This window comes from uncultured Novosphingobium sp. (assembly GCF_964277725.1).
GTDB classification, from domain to species: Bacteria; Pseudomonadota; Alphaproteobacteria; order Sphingomonadales; family Sphingomonadaceae; genus Novosphingobium; species Novosphingobium fluoreni.
Genome location: NZ_CAXYKL010000286.1, coordinates 17,633 through 34,740, shown reverse-complemented (window position 1 = coordinate 34,740; position 17,108 = coordinate 17,633). Strand labels below are relative to the sequence as shown.

Below are 17,108 nucleotides of genomic sequence, written 5' to 3'. Positions count from 1 at the left end.
ATCAGCCTTCCCCCCAATACGACATGGCGTCATCTGCACAAGCTTCTGGCTCGGTGCGCAACCAACCGATGTCATCGTAATACCCCGCCTCTTGCCGGGCGTGTTCTCGGGTTTCAGCTTCGCTCCCGGTTGACCGCTCAATCATCCGATTGGTGAAGCGATGCAAAGCTTGCTCGAAACTCAGCGTTACCAGCTTATTCATGGCCCTGGCTCCTGATGGCGGTGGCGAGATCGCGGGTTGCGTCATCGAACTGGCGGCGCTTGTGCGGGTTCAGCTTGTCGCGGGCGTCGCCACTCATGCACGGCATGTTCTCGCCTGTGATAAGCGAGACGAATACCGTAGCGCCGGGGATGACACCGCCCTTGCCCTCGATATACGCCGCATCCCGCTCCTGTTGCGCCTTCTCGGCTGCTTGGCGGTGGCGGGCGAAGGACGCATAGAACAAGTCGCGGACTGCATCCCCAGTCAGATTAATACCCAAATCCATCGCCAGCTTGCCAACTAGGTAGTGAGCCTCGTCTTCGTCGCACTGCTCGACCTTCACGTCAGTCATGGCCGTGTTCCCTTATCAAGCGGTTCCAGTTCGTCGTTGCGCGCGTCTTGGTCCAGCTTCTGGAGAGGGTCAGGTGAAGGCAGTCTGTCGGCTGATCCGCCAACGGGCTGCCGTGATCGCACAGGATGATGAATGGCCCGGTGCCATCGTCATACCCTTCATAGCCGGTCCTGATCTTTGGCTTCCGTCCGCAATGGCAGCGGCGCACATGATCCATGCGGACCCCGTTTACCATGATGCTACCCACCGCTCTTCTCCCGCAGGATGTAGTCGCGGACGGCGAGGCCAGTTTCGGTCAAGGACGTAGGACCGAACCGCGTCTGCTCGATCACGCCCACTCTTGTAAGGGCCGCAAAAGTCCGCTGATTGCGCTTCTCGCGATACTCAGGCCAGACCAAGAACCAGGTCTTTGGATTGCCAATGTCTCGGCATTCGCCTCCAACAATAGCCCTCTGCGCCCTCGTCATCCCAGCCGCGACGCGCGCGATTTCGGTGGGGTCGGTCATGGGTTATGCCTCCGCCAACGGTTCTTGCCTGCTCGGGTTTGAAGTTCGATCGGCCCATCCTCGACATAAAGCGCCGCGTAATGGCTCATCTCACGGAGCATGGTATTGCGATCTAGGCAGAAGCCGCTTGCGACAGGCATCCGCTCATCGCCTACATCCTGCAGGATGCGCCAATACCAGTAGTATGGCTTCTCGCTCCCCGCCTCCCGCATGATCTTCGCGTCGGTGTTGGTCATGGGTGGGGCTCCTTGTCAGAGGTTTCAGCCCAGACCTTGGCCATCCATTCCGCCGTCCGCTTCCGGGCTTCTAGATCGCGAGCGGTTGGTATCCAGTAGCCTTCGCCATCGCACTGGCGACAAGGCAGGCTGTCGTATGCGCCGCAGCAGCAGAAGTCGCCACCACAGTCACATTGCTCGGTCCCCATACCTTGGCAGCGGTCGCACCATTCGGCATTCGCGGGCCACCAGCGCCCGCTATCGTCGTAAAAGCCATCCTCACCCATCGCCGCCTCCGAGGGCTTTGCGGGCGGGGGCTGGCGGCAACGGCATCCAGTGGGTGGGGACATCGGCACCAATGCCGCCCATATCGTCTGTCTCGTTTGGGAAATAGCGATCGGTCAGCCAGATACCCCAAGACTCGTACCAGCGGGCAACTTCAACGCATGCCCACGGCTCGCGTAGCCAAAGCATGATCCGTGTTCCGTCTCTCGGCGCGCTCTCGATATCCCGCCAGCCCGCCTCCCTCAGCCGCGCGTTTTCCTGCGTGAGGGTTTCGAGGGTGGTGAGAAGGTCGGGGAGGGCGGCAAGGGTTTCAGACCATAGCCGCTCATGCGCCCCGAACTCCTTGCCGATGCCATAGAACTGGACGCCCAGCGCCCTGCCATCAATATTGCAATAGTCCGACGCCTCCACTTCGCCTTCTTGGCATAGTGGGCATTCGACGGTTTCGTTTTCGGTGTGGCGCTGGGCAGTCGACAAATCGCCCGGCGTCGCATCATTCAGCAGCTTCCGCAGCCGCTCGGTCAGGTCGGTCATGCTGCTTTCCTCTCAAGACTGTCGGCGTAGGCGCGCACACCGCTCCATTCGTCGGGCGTCCCGGCGAACAGGCGGAGGCGGTATCTGTGGTGGTTCTGCGCAAGGCTGGTGCTGTCACAGCTCGCGAAAGGATAGTCTCCACCGACCGCGACACCACGCAACATATGCAGCGGGTGCCAAGCGTTACCCATCAACGCCGCGACATCATCCATGCGACGGCGATACGCATCGCAGCCGACCGGCTCTTTCTTCGGGTCGCCTACCCAGCCAAGGCAAACGCGATCATAGCGATCACACAGACGAACGAGACGTTCCAGAGGGCCGTCCATATGCCAAACCGGGGCTCCACGTGACTTTCCAAACGGCCAGTCGTTGAGAAAGCCGTCATTGATCTGAGAAGGAGCCGCAGGCCGATCAGGTATGATGGCCCAGCGACCAGCAACAAACAGGCGATCTTCCAGCCAGGCATAATAGTCTCTCCAATCGTTGCGGCCTGCATCCATTGGGTCAGCACCGGCGCGGAGTGCCTGCATCCAGAAAGAGAACGCGCCATTGTCGTACATGATGAAGGGCGCCTGCGCTTCCACGTCTGACACGCTGTCGGGTCGGAAATAGCTCACGCAATATGCGCGCGGGCCAGCCGCCAGAAGGGCCTCGCGCGGCGTCAGCGGCGTACCATGATAGACGAGAGCCATCACTTCTTCCACGCCCGGCATCGCAGTGCATCGGCAACCGCGAAGTGGGCGGCAGCTTTCGTGACGCTTACGCGATCAAAATGCTGGCTAAGGCTAAGCGCGATATCCTCGTGCTTGGCCGCACGAGCGAGGGTGTCATTCCACGACTCGGGAAGGTCATCGCCAACCCGCTCCGGGACTATTCCGTGGTTTCGATTTCCCATGATTTCCACCTGTCTCCGGTCTGTTCCGGTTTCAGATGGCTGGCGACGCTTTCGTCAGCGCAAGAATGGCGGAAAACAGCCATTCTGGTCGGGGAGACAGGATTCGAACCTGCGACATCCTGCTCCCAAAGCAGTCAACAACCACCCTTTAAATCGTCTGAAATACTAGCGTTTTCGCCACTCTCTGGCAATACCACTCCGTTACTATTCCGTAAGTTCGCGGCAGACATGCCCGCGCGCACATCGTCTTCGTTGACGTGGGCGTAACGTGCCGTGGTCGAAATATCCGTGTGACCGAGCATCCGCTGCACGACCTTGAGATTGCCGGTTGCGCGCATGACACGCGTAGCACTGGTATGGCGAAGGTCATGAAACCGGAAGTCCTCGATACCGGCCGCGTTCAAGGCCCGCTTCCATTCGCGATACCAGCCCTCTTCGCTGTACGGGTAGCGAACGCCCTTATGCCGCCCTGCCCTGTCCTTGCGCGCTGGCGACGGCCGGGTGCACTTGTAGGTAAAGACGAACGGGCACCCATCGACGCGCGGCTGCATCAGCAGGATCTCGACCATGCGATCGGTCAGCGGGAAGCTGTGCCACTGGTCGCCTTTCGTGTGCACCTCCGCACGCGCGCCAGCGAAGTCGATCCGGTCCCAGCGCAGCCCGGTCAGAGCACCGCGTCGCTGGCCAGACAGAATGGCAAACTCAACCATGGCCCGCAGATCGTCACCGAGTGCCGCAAGCAGCTTGGCCTCATCCTCCACCGACAGGCTGCGCACGCGCTCCTTTGGCTCGGGCAGCATCAGCGTTGCAAAGTCGACCGCCTTGTCCGTGCCTGGCACTGGCAGATCGTACCCGCGCAACAGGATGAAGCGCCACATGCGGCGGGCAAGCTGGACCTCCCGGTTGACGGTCGCGTTCGACACGCCGGTCTTCAGCCGCTTCTCAATGAACGCGTCAAAGTCGCGATTGCGGATGGACGACACCATACGCTTCGGTCCGATCATGCCGACGACGTTGCCGAGCATCCGTTGCGTGTCATTGGCGTTCTTGTCCCGCCTAGCCTTGTCCAGCCAGAACCGCTCTGCCGCGTCGTCAAGCGTGATGCCCGGCCGCTCATCCTCGCCAAGCGCCGCTTTCCGCCTTACCTCGTCTTCGTAGCGCTGCGCGTCCCGCTTCGCTGTGCAGCCAGTCGAGCCATGAAACCGCCGTTTCTTGAACTGGAAGTCGTATTGCCAATACGGCGAGCGGGGGTCTTTGCGGAGGGACATGTCTCATCTTTCCGGCGCCGCGATTCAATGAACGCGTCGCAATCTTCTTCGGTGTAGCGGAAGCGGCTCGGCGTCACAGCGACATAGCCTATGTCACCCTTTTTCCGCAGCTCGCGCAGGGTCCGTTCACAGATGCCCAAGCGGGCGGCTGCTTCTTCCGCAGTCAGCAATGCACTACCCATCCCTCCCTCCCCTCAACATCTCGCGAACGTCTTCCCCCTCACCCGCCATCTGCGTCGTGCGACCGTCCGGCGCGCGGTATTCGGTGGCAACATGCTCCGTGCCTGCCCGTATGACCCTGAACCCGGCGTCGTCGTACCGAACCGCCCGCTTCTCGCTCATCGCGAAACCGGAGGCGGTCATGCGGGCCGTTCAACGACAGTGATGCCGGTTCGATCGACCACAACGTTGGTGACGCGGTATGGCCTGGCTATGGCTCCGATCAGGAACCACATCGCGACTGCTGCGGTCAGAGAAACGTCGAAGCCGTCACCGTAAGGTTGAGTCCGCCAGAACGGGACGCCGATGGCGCCGGACAGCGCAACCCCGAAGAACCAGGCCGCCACGGACGCAGTGACCCGATCTGCTCGATAGCCCCTCACTTCCGCCCCTCCCCGTGCGAGAGGGCGGCGAGAAGATCGGCAACCCCATTCGTCACGCCAAGACTGTCTAACATGGCATCGCACCAATGTGGGATCATCGGATTGTTGATGTTGGCGCGAAGCCAATCGCTGGCCAGCTTAATACCTTCTCCAACCTCCCCCGCCGGGACCGCATCGACAGCGGGCGCGGGGGTGGCGAGAGTCGCTACAGCGCCGGTTTCGGCATCAATGATACCGGCATCAACAAGTAGGCGGTGCAACGTGGCGGAGACATCACCTTCCCATTCCTCGCTGCCCTCGACCACCTGCCACTCGGCAAGCCCCAGCTTGCTCGCAAGCCGGTTGAATACAAAATCAACGGCGTCGTCGGCGGTGCAACCGTTCTCGATTTCCTCCCCCGCATCGCCCGCGCGGCTGTCGAGGGCGGAGAGGATGGCGCCAGCCACCTCGCTGGCATAACCGAAGGCTTCCGGGCGGGTAAAAGGATCGGCACCATTGCCGTAAATTGCGTGGAAAGCTGCGACATTTGCCGCCTCGCGCACAGCATCCGGCGTCTGGGTGGTCATGCGGCCATCTCCTGTTCGGCAAGGGCGCACATCACCGAGCACTCGATATCGGGCTCGCTCGGGTGATGGCCACGGTCCGGGGCCAATTCGTCAAGGAAGACGCGTCGGCCGGTTTTCCCATCAGGTAACATCGCGTGGCCCAATTCACGCTCCAGCCGCGCCATGCGGTCGAAAACGTCGGGAAAATGGCGGCGGATATGGTTCCAATAACCCATCCCGCCGCGGGGGCAGCCGATGCAGTTATTGTTGCGAAACCCGAGCTTATACATGGCGGGAAGTTCGATCCCGGCGCGCTCGATGATTGCCAGGCAGTCAGCCTTGGTCAGCTTCGCGTCGATAAGCGGCGCCACGATCTGCTCTCCTGGGTTGCGCTTACGCACCCGGTCAAAGCGGTGCTGCTCTTCGGCGGTGTACCCCATTACGATCACGTCGCCGGGGCGTTGCGCCATCTCCGCCGTCATCCGCTTTAGCTCTTCGGTGCAGGGCGCGAAGCCCGACGCCCCTGACACCAGCATCTTGCGGCGGGTCCACACGTCCCAGACGTCGTGATACCGCTCTGAGTGTAGGCGAGTGACAGGCGCACCGAACCAGCGCTCACAATCTGCGAGGAACCGCTCATTGTCGGGGTGCTCTGACCGCGTGTCGCTATAGTGGATCACGACGTCACCGCCCTTGGCTAGAGTCAGCTTCGCAGCAACAGCCGACGCGGCTCCGCACGAATAGCGCACGACGATCCGGCTCATGCCTTCCCCCCATCGCTGGCGTGAGAGGCGGGGGTGGCGAGAGCGCAGGTGCATTCGTGCGGATACTGGTCGACATGCCACGCGCAATCGACCATGTGACCGCTTATGGTGGTCCGCGCCTTAGCAATCAGACCATCTAGTGTCTGGGTGGCATCATCTGCGTCGTCTGGCGTCCACCCATCGTCACCCGAGTGCGTCAGACGACTGACCATGCGGATGAACACCTCCCCCTGGCGGATCGCGTCTGCGGAGAGGGTGGAGAGGATGGCGTCGGCTTTTGCGAGCGCGGTATCCTGCCACGTTTTTACCATGTCGATCATGATCGGATCATCGGTGTAGGGCACGTCACAGAAGCTTGTTGGATCGATAATCTGAGCTACCGCCTCCCGATCCATCGCGGGCGGGGCGGCGCGGGTGGCAAGACATTTGATGATGGCATCAAGAGCCGTCTTGCTTTGGTCGATCCAATCAGGGTCGCAATGCTCTTCAGCATCCGCCAGATCGGTAGCGATGATATCATGAGCGATTTCAAGGCCGCTCTTCGTGCTTTCGGGTATGTCAGCCACGGGCATCACTCCATTTCTTCTCGACCGGCGCGAAGATGGCGCAGCAGTCCGGACATTCATGCGGGGGGATTGGCGGGCGGGCGGCGCAGAGGTGGGTCATGCCTCATCCTCGAATTGCTCGACGCCCCAGTGCAGCTTGTGAAGGCGGCGATGATCCTCTTCAGAAGACTTCTCTTCCTTCCACTCAGGACCCCATTGCGGTTCAAACCAGAACCTACCGCTGACTGACCACTCTGCGCCTTCATCCAGCCAATTATGGTCGAATGGCAGCGACAGCTTGTTCATGACCGCAGCGAGCCATGGGTAAGGTGCCGACCAAGCTGTCTCGAAGATCAACGTAAGGCTATCAGCGGTCTGGATCGTCGGCTTATGGCTGTATGCGTTCCACTTGGTGCCCCAGTTGGCGCGGTTCCAAGCCAAGCCGGTGTTGCCGAAAGCCTTTTCGTGCTGACTGCCAACATTACCCTGCCAGACATTCAGCGGAGACGGGACCAGCACGGAAAAGTCGACATTGCCTTCCGCGTCGCATGCCGCAGCGATGATGGCTTGCTGTGCGGCTGCATCGACGTCGCGGAAGATCAACTCGTTGATGACGTGGTTAGGCATTGAGGTTCTCCCCCATGTCCTCATCCCCGCGCTTCTCACCAGCGTTGGGGTCAAGGGGGGTGGTGTCGATGGCCTGTTCGAGCGCATCCAGACGCGACAGGTTCTGTGCAGGCTCAGGCTGGATTTCTCGGACTGGCGAATGCAGCTGATGCTCGACAGCCATCGTCTCATCGCGCTCGAAGATGTCCTGATCGCGATCGCTCGACATGGGCAGCCGTTTGGCGAGGCGGCGCATCACGGTCTTGCGCGCCATCTCAGACCACCAGTCGACCCAGGGCCCCTTATCCTTCGACCGGCTGACGTTGCGAACCTTGTCGATTTCCTCCAGTCCCATCACCTCCAGCAGCTTGGAGCCGTCCTTGAGGATGGCCGTGGCATATGCGCCGATCGGCTTCCCTCGCGGCTGGTCAAGGCGGGGTGGGTTGTGCGTCACATCCTCGTCAAAGCCGTAGCTGACGACAAATTCGTCATTCTCGTAGACGACCTGCGCACTGATCTTCGCGACCTCGCCAGACTGGCGCAGCTTCTTGAGGATGCCAGCGATCATCGGCATGGCTTGGACCTTCTTGGTCCATCCGCCGGTTGCCCGATCCTTGGCGTTGAAAATGACCAGCGCGGCTTCCCGTCCATCGGGCAGCAAGCCATCCTGAGCCAGTCGAACGCATGCCGCGAACAGCGTCGAGCGATCAGCCTCCAGCAAGTCAGGGTTGCCGGTGATGGCGGTCTGAGCGACGCGCGTGAACTTCTCGACCGAGATATGGGCTGGGAGCGCAGCGCGAAACGAGGGTGCCATTGCCGTGAGGTTCTGGCGGATGATCGCGACGGGGTTATTGTCGCGGGTGGCGAGTTGCGTGGCCATTACTTTGCGACTCCAATGATGTGGAGGACGGCGTAAAAAGCCAGTCCAGCCATGATGATGATGGTGAGACAGCCAAGGCCATGCGCGTTGAGCTCATGTTTCACTTCGCAATCTCCTTCAGATCGAAGCGCCGATACCCACGGCGCCCCTTGATGATTTCGCCCGGCTTCGCCTCGCGATCGGGCGTGTCCTTGGTCCGGTTTGCGGTCAGACGGTGGCCGGGCAGCAGCGCAACACCAGCCTTGCCGATGCGCTCGATCAGCCGGGTTTTGGCGACTTCCATGTCGGCTTCAGCTTCGTCACGACGACGCTTGGCCTCAAGGAAATCCATCGCCTCCTGCTCGGCATCCAGGCTCTCGCGAAGGTCCGCCACCTCGTCGGTCGGCTGACCCAACGCTTCGACCAGCGTCTTGCCGTCCCGCGCATAATCGATGGGCGGCGCGCGATCGGCTTCCACGTCAGCCCAGAATTCGGCAACGCGGCGCTCGATCTCGGCATAGACCTTCGGCTTGAACGGGAGCGGGAAGCGGCGGGGATCGTTGCCACTGACCAGCGTGACGATCTCGCACCACTCGACGCCAGCCAGGCCGGCATAGGTCTGCGCTTGGAGCTGATAGTTGAGCGGGGGTTCGTCCCCCCAGCCCTTTGCCACCAGCCAGTCAGCCGTCTTGATCTCCAGCACGCCCACACCGCGCTCAGAACAGCGTACAAGCTGGTCAGGATGGCCACCAAGCCCCTTGCCGTTGGTCAGCCGCTTGGGCGTCTCGACGCGCTCATAACCCCACAGGCGGCAAGCGATCTCGACCACGACGGGCTCAAGCATGACGCCGCAGAAGATGCGCATGTCAGCGGGCACGCCATTGGTGACGGCGTTGAACTCCGGCGTCGCGATCGTGCCCTTTTTTCTATGAAAAAGCTCAAATTTTGTGAGCCAGGGAGATGCATCAAAAAGAGCTGCAACCTCCCCTGCTCCGACCACAGACGCCCGGAAGACATCGTCCGCGTTAGGCTCGATCATGGCTGGCACCTTTCCAATTCGGGTGCATCGCGCCTGGCTGGAACACCGTCTTGTATGTCCCATGCGCGATCGCATCGTTGGTGTTGTCGGCGTGACTTCCCGCATAGAGATGAGCTGGATTGCAGCACGCTGGGTTGCCGCACCGGTGGCAAATCAGCTTGCCCTCAGGCAGATTGCCATTAGCAATCAGATACGCGACCCGATGCGCCCCTGTGTGATAGCCCCGGTAACGAATGATGCCGTAGCCTGCCGGAAATTTACCAGCCGTCCACGGCCAGCAGTCATCGTCACCTGCCACTTGGACCTTTTCCCAGAAGCGGGCTTCAGGTTCTCCGGCGTCACGATAACCTTGGTTTTGGCGAGAAGCCGCACAGTGCTTCGAGCAAAACTTGCTGGTGTCTTTGCGAGCGATGAAGGACGCGCTGCACCAAGCGCAGACTGCTTCCCTTTTCACAGCACACACCAAAGGACAGCAAGCCCCCCGAACAGCAGGACAGCGGTGGCGACTTCGGCAATGACACGCCGCGCGGTCCACGGGCGGCCGTGTTCGTCCACGACCGGCAGAAGGAACCCGCGCTTGGTCGCGTTGCTCACGGACTCGTAGGAGCGGTTCGAGGCGATCATGCTGCTAGCCCAGAAAGCTGCTCAGCCTCGGCGGGCACGAAGCGCGCTGCATTGGCTTGAGAGATAACCTGAGCCAGTAAGACGCTGGCATCACCGCCACGCTTTGATTCTGCAAAGGCAGTCCTAGTACCCTTGACCATGCATTGGGCGTTAGCTTGGACCAGCACGTCTTCACCGACCGTCATGGCATCAATGCCGACGCTCAGCAGGTCATGCTTGGCAAGCAGGGTGGAAAGCTGCTGTTCGAGGGTCATGCGTCTGCTCCTGCGGCTGCGATCCACGCCAGATCATCGGCGGGAAGGTGAGAGGCGAGCGTGCGGATGGCTTCGCGGGCATCGCTAGTGCTCGCCTGCACGATGCCGCACGACTGCTGACACCAGCCTGCGCCGGGCCAGTCCTTGGCTATTATCCAGACAGTCGCGAAGAACCGGGCCTGATCCTCGCTGTCCATTTCGGTGAACAGCATCGCTAACTCGTCTGGCGTCAGATCATTGATCTGAATGGTGCGGGCGATGCTCATGCTGCCTGCTCCTGGCGGGCAAGAGCGGCGGCTTCGCGAAGCTTGGCTACGACCTCTTCTTGGGTGCGCTCGGGGGCGTCGTTCCACATGATGGCGCTGGGCCAACCGGTTGTCCGACGAACATAGTCAAGCTCGAGCAACGTGTCGTAAACGCCTTTCGCGCGCATGATTGCGCCATCCAGACAGAAGCAACCATTGTCCTCGAAGGCGCCTTGCGTCCAACCGCACTCGACGATCATGTCAGCAGCGGCATCCAGCACGTCCGCGACGTTCTCCACCGTGCTCATGCCGACACCACCGTGCCGAGCACCTGCGGCTTCTGCTTCGTGCTGACGAAGCGACCGCCAGCACCTTTGCGACGCGCGATGAACGACGCCAGTTGCGTGGCGAGTTCCATGTTGCGCTGGAACAGCTTTCGGTTCTGCGCAGACTGATCCGCGTTGATCTGCTCCAGCGCTGCGATCTGGCTGTTACGCGTCTGAAGCAGGGCCTCGGCAGTCTTTGCGCGGTCCAGCAGGAAGCGGTTGTCTTCCTCTAGCTCCTTGATCCGCGCATCACGGGGATCGACGGCAGCGTCAGACGATTTGCGAAACCAGTTCAACATCATGCGTCCTTTCCGGTGGCGAGGGTGATGGCGGCGCGGATCACGACCGCGCTCCTTCTGCGAGGTGCCAAGACACCCCGGCGATGTTGTAAAAAGCGGCGTCGAACTCGCGCTCCAGTGCCTCGACACGGGCGTCCAGTTCGTCAGCCAGCGACAGTTGCGCGTTGGTCGGGTCGGTGCCGTACATGTCGGCGTCCAGGGTGGCCCGGCGCTGCTTAGTGGTGGCCAAATCCATGACCAGCGCGGGCAAAGAGCGCGTCAGGGTGAAGACTGCGGTCGCCATCACAGCCCCTCCCCCACCCAGCGAGCAGCAGCCTGATTGGCAGCGTCCAGCGTGCTGAAATGATGCGCGCCACCCATAGCCACGCAGTCGACGCCACAGCCCCAGCGGCGGACCTCGAAAGGCATCCCGTCGCGGACCCGGACATGCCAGTGCTTGTCCGACAGGTCAGCGATCTCGGCATAGCGTGACACGCCATCCCACAGTGCTTCGGTGATTGTGGTGAGGGCGGTCATGCCGAAGCGCTCAGATTGTAAGCTGCAAGCCGAATGGCAGCAGGCTGCGTTTCAGCAACAGCACAAGCGATACGCTTGCCAGCCGTAAATTCCGCATACCAGTCGCCGCACATGCGGGCTTGGCAGAAGAGTGCGTGTGAACCTAACGGCGCCTCAACCAGCTTACGCTCAGCCTCGGTGCCATCCTCGCTCAAGCCAACCGGAGCCACCGGAACGCTGATGGTGATGTTGGATGACGAACTGAACGTTAGGACCTTAGTGGCCCGACCGTCTGGCGCTTCGAGAGTTTTATCCTGGGGCATGTCCACCTCCGTTGATGGAGGGGATAATGCTATGTAGTTTTCTACACGTCAATAGGCATATGTATTTTTTTACACATTGCCATGCGTTCAATCGATTCTACTTAATCGGTCCGAAAACGGACCTACAAAATGATAGCTACAAAATGACTGATCTGCATAAATATCTGTAGGAATGTTGGAAAATTCGGAACATTATGAGAACGCAAACCGAATCGGGCGAGCGCGCTTGTCCCCAAGGAGAGATTATGGCTAGCGGTCAGCCGCTGATGCTTAATAGGCCTGCATGCAAGGGTGGCTGTAGCCCTTGCCCAGTCGACTGCGCGGTGTTGCCTAAACGGCTGCGCTGGTGGGCGGCTTTGGTTGACCAGCTTTGCCAGTCAGTTTCTCTGGCACCTCATGACCAGCCTCTTCGCGATCAACTAGAACGAGCTCTAGCCGGTCACGCAATGCTGCTGTCACAGTGGAGCGAATCTCCGCGATCGACATTGACGGCTGAATCTCATCGGCTGCCGATGCTGCCAGGGCGTCAATTTCCTCGCATGTAAGCCGTGAGGTAAGCGGCTTACCGGCAACCAGCTCCTCAAGGGTAATCTCAAGGATATCAGCGACACGCCCCAAAAACGAAAGTTTGAGGGAATTTGTCTGCTTGGTCAGAAATTTATTCAATAAAGAGTCGCTTGCCCCAGCGCTCAGGGACACGCTTCGGACGCTCAGGCCGTCCGTGCTTTCGATGCGCGCTTTGATGCGCTCGCGCAGGGCGTCATAATCGTACGACATGGCTCGCATGTGCACCGTTAAAGGGGTGTAATGCGAGTGTAGATATATACTTGACCCAGTGTGTAGTTTTCTACATATTTGGGTCATGACCGACGTAGCACAGTTCATAGCGCGTGCTCACTCGTACTGCGAGAGAGAGGCCGTCAGCCCAAGCACGCTATCCCGCAAGCTGCTTGGCAATGGGCTTCGGCTCGGGGAGCTGGTGGCTGGTAAAAGCCTTCGCGTCGACACGCTCACGCGCGCTTCTGAAAAGCTTGCCGAGCTTGAAGCCCAAGGCCGCGCCGCATGAGCCCGATCCGCTTCCGCAAAGCGCTGACCGGCACACGCTTCACGCCCTGGGCCATTGATACGTGCGATCAGGCCCCGCCAGCCCCGACCTGCGCCCGCTGCGGCGCGGTCCTGTGCGGCTGCTCTGACACTCACTGGAAAGGCTGAGACATGGACATCGCTCTTTTCCTCACCGGCTGGCTGGTCGTGGCGTGCGCGCTGATCCTCGCGATCGCCCGCGCCATCCCGCCGTCCGCCAATGATCCTGTCATCGATTTCACTCATGGGGAGGCCAACTAATGCCAAACCGTATACAGACCGAGCGGGAACGCGTCGTGTTTTCCGCTTCGTCCATTTTGGACACTGTTGGCGATGCCTTGATGGTCATCCGCCGCGAAGACGGGTTGACCTATGACGACATGGGCGCCGTCATGAACAAGAGCGCGGATCAGGCTGCAAAGTATTGCGCCGGGTCAGCGACGATGGATCTGATCACGTACGCCCGTCTGCGCCGCGAGTATAATGGGCGCTTTGATGGAGCGCTCGACCGCCTCTGTCACGACAGCCGCCCGAACAAGCGCGGTAGCCGCAACGTGCAGTCGGCTGTCGTCAAGGCCGCATTTGCCATTGCCCAGGCGCTGGAAGACGACGGCGAGATCAGTGCCAAGGAAGTGCGGGATAATCGCGCGACATTGGAAGACGCACGCGACGCCATCGACGGCCTGCTGCGCTCGCTGTCGCCTTCGGTGCGGGGGACTGCGGCATGAACCCCTTCCGCTTCTTCACACGTGAGCCGTCCGCATCGGATGCATCACGTATTCTGCGCGCTCGCCAGGGCATCAACCGCGATCGTCAGCGCGCCACCACTGACGCTTTGCGCCGTGAGGTCGAGGCCGGGCGCACCGTCAGCATGGGGTGGCGGTCATGAAGCCCGCCTTCCAGCAGGCCCGCCTTGATGGCGCTGTTGCCGCTTTCAAGGGCCAGCCTTTCCAGTCGAACCCTTACCCGCTCGGCACCGAATATTCGCGTCAGTGGTCGAAGGGTTACCGGAGCGCTGAGGCATGAACGGCTTTTGCACCGATTGCACCGCGCCGCTCGGTCCTAAGAACAAGAGCGGTTTTTGCCGGTCCTGTGGCACGAAGCGCCGTTACGCGGATCCGGCGTACAAAGCGCGCTGGCACGCTGGCCTCGCCGCGAAGATGGAAGACCCTGAGTTCCGCGCGCTGCGGTCGAAGATCATGACAGATCGCTATGCGGACCCGGCTGCACGCCAAGCGGTCAGCGAAGCCAAAAAGCGGGCGTTCCAAGAAAAGCCCGAGATGCTGGAAGCGCATTGCAAGCGCGCCGCCAAGCAGTTCAGTGATTGGCACAAAACCACTGATCGCGACTGGTCGACCTGGGCAAAGCAACAGGCTGCCCAGCGTCTGGCGAAGCGCTTTGCATGGCTCCCTGAAGAGCGTCGCGATGAGTACCGTCGTATGCGTCGCGGTGGCATTCCGGCTGACGAAGCGCGTGGCATCATCGAGCGCGACATGGCGGCTCAAGAGCGCCGTCGCCTCCGGGAACTGAGCCCATTCGAGCGGCAGATGGCCCTGCTTAATTCCGGCAGCAAGCTGGTCGAGATCCATCACAAATCCAAAGCCGAGCCAGCCTTCACGCTGGGCGGCGTCGCCACAGGGAGCCTGTAATGTCGAACGTTTCCAACGTCGCAGCCGATGAGCTGCGCCTTCTGATCGAGCGTGCTGAGCGGCTGGAAGAAGAGAAGAAGGGCATCTCGGACGACATCAAGGATGTGTTCGCTGAGGGCAAGGCGCGCGGTTACGACCCGAAGATCATCCGCAAGGTGATAGCCATCCGCAAGAAAAAGCGTGAGGACGTTCAGGAAGAGCAGGCGATCCTTGAGACATACCTGTCTGCCCTCGGCATGCAGTACGCGCTGCTGTGATCGCTGCACGCGCCAAATATCGCGCGGTTAAGACCGAATGCGGCACCGGGCACTTGCATGACAGCAAGATTGAAGCCCGGCGGTGTGACGATCTGCACGCCTTGGTTGCGGCCGGTCGCATCAGCGATCTCGAATTGCAGCCTCGGTTTGATGTGCGGATCAATGGCGACCTGATCTGCAAATACCTCGCCGACTTCGCTTGGCGGCAAGATGACCTGCGTGTCGTCGAAGACGTTAAGGGTGTCACCACACGCATCTTCAATCTGAAGAAGAAGCTGGTCGAGGCCACTCACCCTGGCGTCGTAATTACGCTCTATCCGCCTCGCACGCGCAAGAAGCGGACTGCGAAGAAATGAGTGTCCCGGCGTATAACTGGCGGGTCCAGCCTGAAATTCACGCGCTGCGTGAGAAGGGCGACGCTGCCCACTTCGGGGCCTGGGCCATCATCATGACCGCGCGCCTGTCGGTTGCACGTCATGCCGATGAGGACGCCTTTACGCCGGAGAAATTCGACCACACCACGGCTATCATTGACGCCCGGCTAGACCAGCACGGGGAGCCGCCCGTCGCCTTCGCGCAGTGCTGGCTGCGGGACATGGCCGATACCTATCAATGGATCGCTGACAACGCTGATAGCGCCGCTGCGCGCCTTGCGGCGATGGAATGGGTCAATGCTCTGCGCAAGACGTGGAAGCGCTATGCGGTTGAGGTGGCGGCATGATCGGTTACGCCCGCTTCCACCGCAGCCTGATCGGGCACCCAGCGTTCCGCAATGACGCAGAGGCCATGGCCTTCGCCTATATGGTCCTGCGCGCCGCCTGGAAGCCGACCCGCGTCCGTTACAAGGGCAAGGCCTTGAGCCTCAACCGTGGGCAACTGGCTATGTCTGTTCGCGACCTCGCCGACGCCATGGACCGCGACAAAGGTTGGGTAGAACGGCTTTTGAAACGTCTCAAATCCGAGACCATGGTCGAGACAGTTAGCGAGACCGGCGTGCTGGTCATAACCATCTGTAATTACGACAGATTTCAGTCTTATAGCGATGCTGGCGAGACAACCGGCGAGACACCGGATGAGACAGACGCAAGACAGACGCAAGACACAGAACAAGAAGATAAAGAATATAAGAAGAAAGAAGAGAGAGAGGGCGCGCCTGCGGCCGCCCCCGCTCGCGCTCGTTCCGATGCCTTTCCGCGTCCCGATTGGGCTGACCCATCCGTTTGGGCCGACTTCCTGCAAAACCGGAAGCGCAAGCGCCTGACCAACACGGCCACCGCCCACAAGGGCTTCCTCGAAGACATCGCCCGCAACACCGAACCCGACTGGCCGCCCGGCCGCCTGCTCGAAGCAGCGACCAGGCGAGGACACGGGGCCATCTACCCATCGATCAAGGAAAACTCGAATGACCGAGTACCATCACGAAACGGAACGTCCCAGCGTATGGGCGGAAACGGTGGGTCAGGTGGCTCGTCGGGCGGAAGAAGTACGACGCTCGACGCCGCTGAACGCTGGCTCGCACGCCGTGCTGCCCAGTGAGCAGGAATTTATTTCGATCATCACGCCGTGCTTCAGCCTAGTCGCGCCGGTCGGCATGACTGGCGACGCACAGGACATCTGGCTCGAAAGCGCCACGATCGCCTTGGCTGACATCCCGGTCGACCTGCTGCGCGCTGGTGCCAAAGCGGCAATGTCGACGGCTGATCACCCGTCCAAGATCGTCCCGGCGATCATCAAGGAAGTTGATCGGCTGCGCGCCTCGCATAATCGCACGGCGGCAAATCGGGTTTGGGAAGGGGCGGACAATGCTCCGAATGTTCTGCCAGCACCTGGTGGCGAGCGCCCGACCTCCGACGAAGTGGACGCCATCTGCAAGAAATTCTCGGTCGGCCGGTATTCCAAGGCTGCGGATGTCACGACCGGACGCCCGGCGCCCATGTCGCTGGATCCGAACCGTCCATGCCGCAAGCCGACGCGCGCCGACTACCTTGCCATAGGGATTAGCGCTGACGTGCTCGACGCGATCGAGGCTGAGGAAGCCGAGAAGAAACGCTCTGAGAAGGGCATCGCGGCGTGATGACCCCCTACCCCTCCAGCGCGGCTGCCAGTGCGGTGCGGACCCAATCGGGGGTGCGGTCGTGAGCCTCATGAAGCTCATCCTGGACACGATGAAGCGCAAGGACATCCGCCTTGCCGCCATGCAGCGCCCCGAAGCTGCAGCCAAGCACTACGGCCTCTCGCCCGAGACGGTCGGATTTTACCTCAAGATGATGGGAGAGTGACTGTGAAGGCTAACCACATTCCGGGTCCCTGGATCGACCATCCCGGCACCACGA

General features: G+C 60.9%; 36 protein-coding genes and 1 pseudogene. 11 read left to right on the top strand and 26 right to left on the bottom strand.

Annotated elements, in window-relative coordinates; genetic code table 11:
- Window position 1: 1 nt before the first annotated feature.
- The 26 genes and pseudogenes from ACHWRX_RS16020 to ACHWRX_RS15895 form a co-directional block, all read right to left on the bottom strand.
- Window positions 2-202 (bottom strand): hypothetical protein, encoded by a 201-nt coding sequence (locus tag ACHWRX_RS16020; RefSeq protein WP_394659942.1) that lies wholly within the window; start codon window positions 200-202, stop codon window positions 2-4.
- Window positions 195-554, bottom strand: a complete 360-nt coding sequence (locus ACHWRX_RS16015; protein WP_394659941.1) for a hypothetical protein — start codon at window positions 552-554, stop codon at window positions 195-197. Before ACHWRX_RS16015 ends, ACHWRX_RS16020 begins: the two co-directional genes overlap by 8 nt.
- Window positions 555-793: 239 nt before the next feature.
- Entirely contained in the window at window positions 794-1,060 is a 267-nt protein-coding gene (locus tag ACHWRX_RS16010) for a hypothetical protein (RefSeq protein WP_394659940.1), read from the bottom strand.
- Entirely contained in the window at window positions 1,057-1,296 is a 240-nt protein-coding gene (locus tag ACHWRX_RS16005) for a hypothetical protein (RefSeq protein ID WP_394659939.1), read from the bottom strand. The genes ACHWRX_RS16010 and ACHWRX_RS16005 overlap by 4 nt, the downstream gene beginning before the upstream one ends.
- A 258-nt stretch (window positions 1,297-1,554) precedes the next feature.
- Window positions 1,555-2,094 carry a hypothetical protein gene (locus tag ACHWRX_RS16000; protein WP_394659938.1) on the bottom strand — a complete coding sequence of 180 codons (540 nt, stop codon included), beginning with the start codon at window positions 2,092-2,094 and terminating at the stop codon, window positions 1,555-1,557.
- Window positions 2,091-2,801, bottom strand: a complete 711-nt coding sequence (locus ACHWRX_RS15995; RefSeq protein WP_394659937.1) for a hypothetical protein — start codon at window positions 2,799-2,801, stop codon at window positions 2,091-2,093. The genes ACHWRX_RS16000 and ACHWRX_RS15995 overlap by 4 nt, the downstream gene beginning before the upstream one ends.
- 325 nt (window positions 2,802-3,126) lie before the next feature.
- Complete coding sequence (locus tag ACHWRX_RS15990; RefSeq protein WP_394659936.1) at window positions 3,127-4,260, bottom strand: tyrosine-type recombinase/integrase; 1,134 nt, start codon at window positions 4,258-4,260, stop codon at window positions 3,127-3,129.
- A gap of 26 nt (window positions 4,261-4,286) precedes the next feature.
- Window positions 4,287-4,442, bottom strand: a pseudogene (locus ACHWRX_RS15985) (helix-turn-helix domain-containing protein); the annotation flags it as partial.
- Window positions 4,435-4,623, bottom strand: coding sequence for a hypothetical protein (locus ACHWRX_RS15980; RefSeq protein ID WP_394659935.1), 189 nt, complete (start codon window positions 4,621-4,623; stop codon window positions 4,435-4,437). The pseudogene ACHWRX_RS15985 and the gene ACHWRX_RS15980, both read right to left, overlap by 8 nt.
- Window positions 4,620-4,826 carry a hypothetical protein gene (locus ACHWRX_RS15975; protein WP_394659934.1) on the bottom strand — a complete coding sequence of 69 codons (207 nt, stop codon included), beginning with the start codon at window positions 4,824-4,826 and terminating at the stop codon, window positions 4,620-4,622. Before ACHWRX_RS15975 ends, ACHWRX_RS15980 begins: the two co-directional genes overlap by 4 nt.
- Before the next feature lie 32 nt (window positions 4,827-4,858).
- Window positions 4,859-5,428, bottom strand: coding sequence for a hypothetical protein (locus ACHWRX_RS15970; protein ID WP_394659933.1), 570 nt, complete (start codon window positions 5,426-5,428; stop codon window positions 4,859-4,861).
- Window positions 5,425-6,171 (bottom strand): hypothetical protein, encoded by a 747-nt coding sequence (locus ACHWRX_RS15965; protein WP_394659932.1) that lies wholly within the window; start codon window positions 6,169-6,171, stop codon window positions 5,425-5,427. The genes ACHWRX_RS15970 and ACHWRX_RS15965 overlap by 4 nt, the downstream gene beginning before the upstream one ends.
- A complete protein-coding gene (locus ACHWRX_RS15960; RefSeq protein ID WP_394659931.1) occupies window positions 6,168-6,737 on the bottom strand; it encodes a hypothetical protein in 570 nt (189 codons plus the stop codon). Before ACHWRX_RS15960 ends, ACHWRX_RS15965 begins: the two co-directional genes overlap by 4 nt.
- 96 nt (window positions 6,738-6,833) lie before the next feature.
- Window positions 6,834-7,343 carry a hypothetical protein gene (locus tag ACHWRX_RS15955; RefSeq protein ID WP_394659930.1) on the bottom strand — a complete coding sequence of 170 codons (510 nt, stop codon included), beginning with the start codon at window positions 7,341-7,343 and terminating at the stop codon, window positions 6,834-6,836.
- A complete protein-coding gene (locus tag ACHWRX_RS15950; RefSeq protein WP_394659929.1) occupies window positions 7,336-8,202 on the bottom strand; it encodes a recombinase RecT in 867 nt (288 codons plus the stop codon). Before ACHWRX_RS15950 ends, ACHWRX_RS15955 begins: the two co-directional genes overlap by 8 nt.
- 100 nt (window positions 8,203-8,302) lie before the next feature.
- Window positions 8,303-9,220 carry a YqaJ viral recombinase family protein gene (locus ACHWRX_RS15945; protein ID WP_394659928.1) on the bottom strand — a complete coding sequence of 306 codons (918 nt, stop codon included), beginning with the start codon at window positions 9,218-9,220 and terminating at the stop codon, window positions 8,303-8,305.
- Window positions 9,207-9,518 (bottom strand): HNH endonuclease signature motif containing protein, encoded by a 312-nt coding sequence (locus ACHWRX_RS15940; RefSeq protein WP_394659927.1) that lies wholly within the window; start codon window positions 9,516-9,518, stop codon window positions 9,207-9,209. The genes ACHWRX_RS15945 and ACHWRX_RS15940 overlap by 14 nt, the downstream gene beginning before the upstream one ends.
- Window positions 9,519-9,670: 152 nt before the next feature.
- Window positions 9,671-9,844, bottom strand: coding sequence for a hypothetical protein (locus ACHWRX_RS15935; protein WP_394659926.1), 174 nt, complete (start codon window positions 9,842-9,844; stop codon window positions 9,671-9,673).
- Window positions 9,841-10,098, bottom strand: coding sequence for a hypothetical protein (locus ACHWRX_RS15930; RefSeq protein WP_394659925.1), 258 nt, complete (start codon window positions 10,096-10,098; stop codon window positions 9,841-9,843). The genes ACHWRX_RS15935 and ACHWRX_RS15930 overlap by 4 nt, the downstream gene beginning before the upstream one ends.
- On the bottom strand, window positions 10,095-10,364 hold the full coding sequence (locus ACHWRX_RS15925; protein WP_394659924.1) for a hypothetical protein: 270 nt from the start codon (window positions 10,362-10,364) through the stop codon (window positions 10,095-10,097). The genes ACHWRX_RS15930 and ACHWRX_RS15925 overlap by 4 nt, the downstream gene beginning before the upstream one ends.
- Window positions 10,361-10,651 carry a hypothetical protein gene (locus ACHWRX_RS15920; RefSeq protein WP_394659923.1) on the bottom strand — a complete coding sequence of 97 codons (291 nt, stop codon included), beginning with the start codon at window positions 10,649-10,651 and terminating at the stop codon, window positions 10,361-10,363. The genes ACHWRX_RS15925 and ACHWRX_RS15920 overlap by 4 nt, the downstream gene beginning before the upstream one ends.
- Window positions 10,648-10,968 carry a hypothetical protein gene (locus ACHWRX_RS15915; RefSeq protein ID WP_394659922.1) on the bottom strand — a complete coding sequence of 107 codons (321 nt, stop codon included), beginning with the start codon at window positions 10,966-10,968 and terminating at the stop codon, window positions 10,648-10,650. The genes ACHWRX_RS15920 and ACHWRX_RS15915 overlap by 4 nt, the downstream gene beginning before the upstream one ends.
- Window positions 10,969-11,008: 40 nt before the next feature.
- Complete coding sequence (locus ACHWRX_RS15910; RefSeq protein WP_394659921.1) at window positions 11,009-11,251, bottom strand: hypothetical protein; 243 nt, start codon at window positions 11,249-11,251, stop codon at window positions 11,009-11,011.
- Window positions 11,251-11,484 (bottom strand): hypothetical protein, encoded by a 234-nt coding sequence (locus ACHWRX_RS15905; protein WP_394659920.1) that lies wholly within the window; start codon window positions 11,482-11,484, stop codon window positions 11,251-11,253. The genes ACHWRX_RS15910 and ACHWRX_RS15905 overlap by 1 nt, the downstream gene beginning before the upstream one ends.
- Complete coding sequence (locus tag ACHWRX_RS15900) at window positions 11,481-11,786, bottom strand: hypothetical protein (protein WP_394659919.1); 306 nt, start codon at window positions 11,784-11,786, stop codon at window positions 11,481-11,483. Before ACHWRX_RS15900 ends, ACHWRX_RS15905 begins: the two co-directional genes overlap by 4 nt.
- Window positions 11,787-12,116: 330 nt before the next feature.
- Window positions 12,117-12,563 carry a hypothetical protein gene (locus ACHWRX_RS15895; protein ID WP_394659918.1) on the bottom strand — a complete coding sequence of 149 codons (447 nt, stop codon included), beginning with the start codon at window positions 12,561-12,563 and terminating at the stop codon, window positions 12,117-12,119.
- A gap of 438 nt (window positions 12,564-13,001) precedes the next feature.
- On the opposite strand from ACHWRX_RS15895, the gene ACHWRX_RS15890 reads away from it, so the two are divergent.
- The 11 genes from ACHWRX_RS15890 (at window position 13,002) to ACHWRX_RS15840 (ending at window position 17,054) form a co-directional block, all read left to right on the top strand.
- Complete coding sequence (locus tag ACHWRX_RS15890) at window positions 13,002-13,130, top strand: hypothetical protein (RefSeq protein WP_394659917.1); 129 nt, start codon at window positions 13,002-13,004, stop codon at window positions 13,128-13,130.
- Window positions 13,131-13,165: 35 nt separating this feature from the next.
- The gene (locus ACHWRX_RS15885; protein WP_394659916.1) at window positions 13,166-13,597 is read left to right on the top strand and encodes a hypothetical protein; all 432 of its coding nucleotides are present in this window, start codon (window positions 13,166-13,168) and stop codon (window positions 13,595-13,597) included.
- Window positions 13,594-13,758 carry a hypothetical protein gene (locus ACHWRX_RS15880; RefSeq protein ID WP_394659915.1) on the top strand — a complete coding sequence of 55 codons (165 nt, stop codon included), beginning with the start codon at window positions 13,594-13,596 and terminating at the stop codon, window positions 13,756-13,758. Before ACHWRX_RS15885 ends, ACHWRX_RS15880 begins: the two co-directional genes overlap by 4 nt.
- Entirely contained in the window at window positions 13,755-13,895 is a 141-nt protein-coding gene (locus ACHWRX_RS15875; RefSeq protein WP_394659914.1) for a hypothetical protein, read from the top strand. Before ACHWRX_RS15880 ends, ACHWRX_RS15875 begins: the two co-directional genes overlap by 4 nt.
- 254 nt (window positions 13,896-14,149) lie before the next feature.
- Complete coding sequence (locus tag ACHWRX_RS15870; protein ID WP_394659913.1) at window positions 14,150-14,518, top strand: hypothetical protein; 369 nt, start codon at window positions 14,150-14,152, stop codon at window positions 14,516-14,518.
- Complete coding sequence (locus tag ACHWRX_RS15865) at window positions 14,518-14,775, top strand: DUF2312 domain-containing protein (RefSeq protein ID WP_285139498.1); 258 nt, start codon at window positions 14,518-14,520, stop codon at window positions 14,773-14,775. The genes ACHWRX_RS15870 and ACHWRX_RS15865 overlap by 1 nt, the downstream gene beginning before the upstream one ends.
- On the top strand, window positions 14,772-15,131 hold the full coding sequence (locus ACHWRX_RS15860) for a DUF1064 domain-containing protein (protein ID WP_394659912.1): 360 nt from the start codon (window positions 14,772-14,774) through the stop codon (window positions 15,129-15,131). The genes ACHWRX_RS15865 and ACHWRX_RS15860 overlap by 4 nt, the downstream gene beginning before the upstream one ends.
- On the top strand, window positions 15,128-15,496 hold the full coding sequence (locus ACHWRX_RS15855; RefSeq protein ID WP_394659911.1) for a hypothetical protein: 369 nt from the start codon (window positions 15,128-15,130) through the stop codon (window positions 15,494-15,496). Before ACHWRX_RS15860 ends, ACHWRX_RS15855 begins: the two co-directional genes overlap by 4 nt.
- Entirely contained in the window at window positions 15,493-16,311 is an 819-nt protein-coding gene (locus ACHWRX_RS15850; protein WP_394659910.1) for a hypothetical protein, read from the top strand. Before ACHWRX_RS15855 ends, ACHWRX_RS15850 begins: the two co-directional genes overlap by 4 nt.
- On the top strand, window positions 16,238-16,849 hold the full coding sequence (locus ACHWRX_RS15845) for a hypothetical protein (RefSeq protein ID WP_394659909.1): 612 nt from the start codon (window positions 16,238-16,240) through the stop codon (window positions 16,847-16,849). Before ACHWRX_RS15850 ends, ACHWRX_RS15845 begins: the two co-directional genes overlap by 74 nt.
- A gap of 61 nt (window positions 16,850-16,910) precedes the next feature.
- Entirely contained in the window at window positions 16,911-17,054 is a 144-nt protein-coding gene (locus ACHWRX_RS15840) for a hypothetical protein (protein ID WP_394659908.1), read from the top strand.
- Window positions 17,055-17,108 lie beyond the last annotated feature (54 nt).

Bases quoted from the DNA above. Each gene is read 5' to 3' on its own strand.
- ACHWRX_RS15910 (WP_394659921.1), bottom strand. From the start codon at position 11,251: ATGGCGACCGCAGTCTTCACCCTGACGCGCTCTTTGCCCGCGCTGGTC.
- ACHWRX_RS15875 (WP_394659914.1), top strand. From the start codon at position 13,755: ATGAAGCCCGCCTTCCAGCAGGCCCGCCTTGATGGCGCTGTTGCCGCT.
- ACHWRX_RS16010 (WP_394659940.1), bottom strand. From the start codon at position 1,060: ATGACCGACCCCACCGAAATCGCGCGCGTCGCGGCTGGGATGACGAGG.
- ACHWRX_RS15900 (WP_394659919.1), bottom strand. From the start codon at position 11,786: ATGCCCCAGGATAAAACTCTCGAAGCGCCAGACGGTCGGGCCACTAAG.
- ACHWRX_RS16015 (WP_394659941.1), bottom strand. From the start codon at position 554: ATGACTGACGTGAAGGTCGAGCAGTGCGACGAAGACGAGGCTCACTAC.
- ACHWRX_RS16005 (WP_394659939.1), bottom strand. From the start codon at position 1,296: ATGACCAACACCGACGCGAAGATCATGCGGGAGGCGGGGAGCGAGAAG.
- ACHWRX_RS15965 (WP_394659932.1), bottom strand. From the start codon at position 6,171: ATGAGCCGGATCGTCGTGCGCTATTCGTGCGGAGCCGCGTCGGCTGTT.
- ACHWRX_RS15970 (WP_394659933.1), bottom strand. From the start codon at position 5,428: ATGACCACCCAGACGCCGGATGCTGTGCGCGAGGCGGCAAATGTCGCA.
- ACHWRX_RS15905 (WP_394659920.1), bottom strand. From the start codon at position 11,484: ATGACCGCCCTCACCACAATCACCGAAGCACTGTGGGATGGCGTGTCA.
- ACHWRX_RS15890 (WP_394659917.1), top strand. From the start codon at position 13,002: ATGGACATCGCTCTTTTCCTCACCGGCTGGCTGGTCGTGGCGTGCGCG.
- ACHWRX_RS16000 (WP_394659938.1), bottom strand. From the start codon at position 2,094: ATGACCGACCTGACCGAGCGGCTGCGGAAGCTGCTGAATGATGCGACG.
- ACHWRX_RS15945 (WP_394659928.1), bottom strand. From the start codon at position 9,220: ATGATCGAGCCTAACGCGGACGATGTCTTCCGGGCGTCTGTGGTCGGA.
- ACHWRX_RS15855 (WP_394659911.1), top strand. From the start codon at position 15,128: ATGAGTGTCCCGGCGTATAACTGGCGGGTCCAGCCTGAAATTCACGCG.
- ACHWRX_RS15865 (WP_285139498.1), top strand. From the start codon at position 14,518: ATGTCGAACGTTTCCAACGTCGCAGCCGATGAGCTGCGCCTTCTGATC.
- ACHWRX_RS15850 (WP_394659910.1), top strand. From the start codon at position 15,493: ATGATCGGTTACGCCCGCTTCCACCGCAGCCTGATCGGGCACCCAGCG.
- ACHWRX_RS15935 (WP_394659926.1), bottom strand. From the start codon at position 9,844: ATGATCGCCTCGAACCGCTCCTACGAGTCCGTGAGCAACGCGACCAAG.
- ACHWRX_RS15880 (WP_394659915.1), top strand. From the start codon at position 13,594: ATGAACCCCTTCCGCTTCTTCACACGTGAGCCGTCCGCATCGGATGCA.
- ACHWRX_RS15920 (WP_394659923.1), bottom strand. From the start codon at position 10,651: ATGAGCACGGTGGAGAACGTCGCGGACGTGCTGGATGCCGCTGCTGAC.
- ACHWRX_RS15930 (WP_394659925.1), bottom strand. From the start codon at position 10,098: ATGACCCTCGAACAGCAGCTTTCCACCCTGCTTGCCAAGCATGACCTG.
- ACHWRX_RS15990 (WP_394659936.1), bottom strand. From the start codon at position 4,260: ATGTCCCTCCGCAAAGACCCCCGCTCGCCGTATTGGCAATACGACTTC.
- ACHWRX_RS15955 (WP_394659930.1), bottom strand. From the start codon at position 7,343: ATGCCTAACCACGTCATCAACGAGTTGATCTTCCGCGACGTCGATGCA.
- ACHWRX_RS15915 (WP_394659922.1), bottom strand. From the start codon at position 10,968: ATGTTGAACTGGTTTCGCAAATCGTCTGACGCTGCCGTCGATCCCCGT.
- ACHWRX_RS15950 (WP_394659929.1), bottom strand. From the start codon at position 8,202: ATGGCCACGCAACTCGCCACCCGCGACAATAACCCCGTCGCGATCATC.
- ACHWRX_RS15870 (WP_394659913.1), top strand. From the start codon at position 14,150: ATGCTGGAAGCGCATTGCAAGCGCGCCGCCAAGCAGTTCAGTGATTGG.
- ACHWRX_RS16020 (WP_394659942.1), bottom strand. From the start codon at position 202: ATGAATAAGCTGGTAACGCTGAGTTTCGAGCAAGCTTTGCATCGCTTC.
- ACHWRX_RS15925 (WP_394659924.1), bottom strand. From the start codon at position 10,364: ATGAGCATCGCCCGCACCATTCAGATCAATGATCTGACGCCAGACGAG.
- ACHWRX_RS15895 (WP_394659918.1), bottom strand. From the start codon at position 12,563: ATGTCGTACGATTATGACGCCCTGCGCGAGCGCATCAAAGCGCGCATC.
- ACHWRX_RS15980 (WP_394659935.1), bottom strand. From the start codon at position 4,623: ATGACCGCCTCCGGTTTCGCGATGAGCGAGAAGCGGGCGGTTCGGTAC.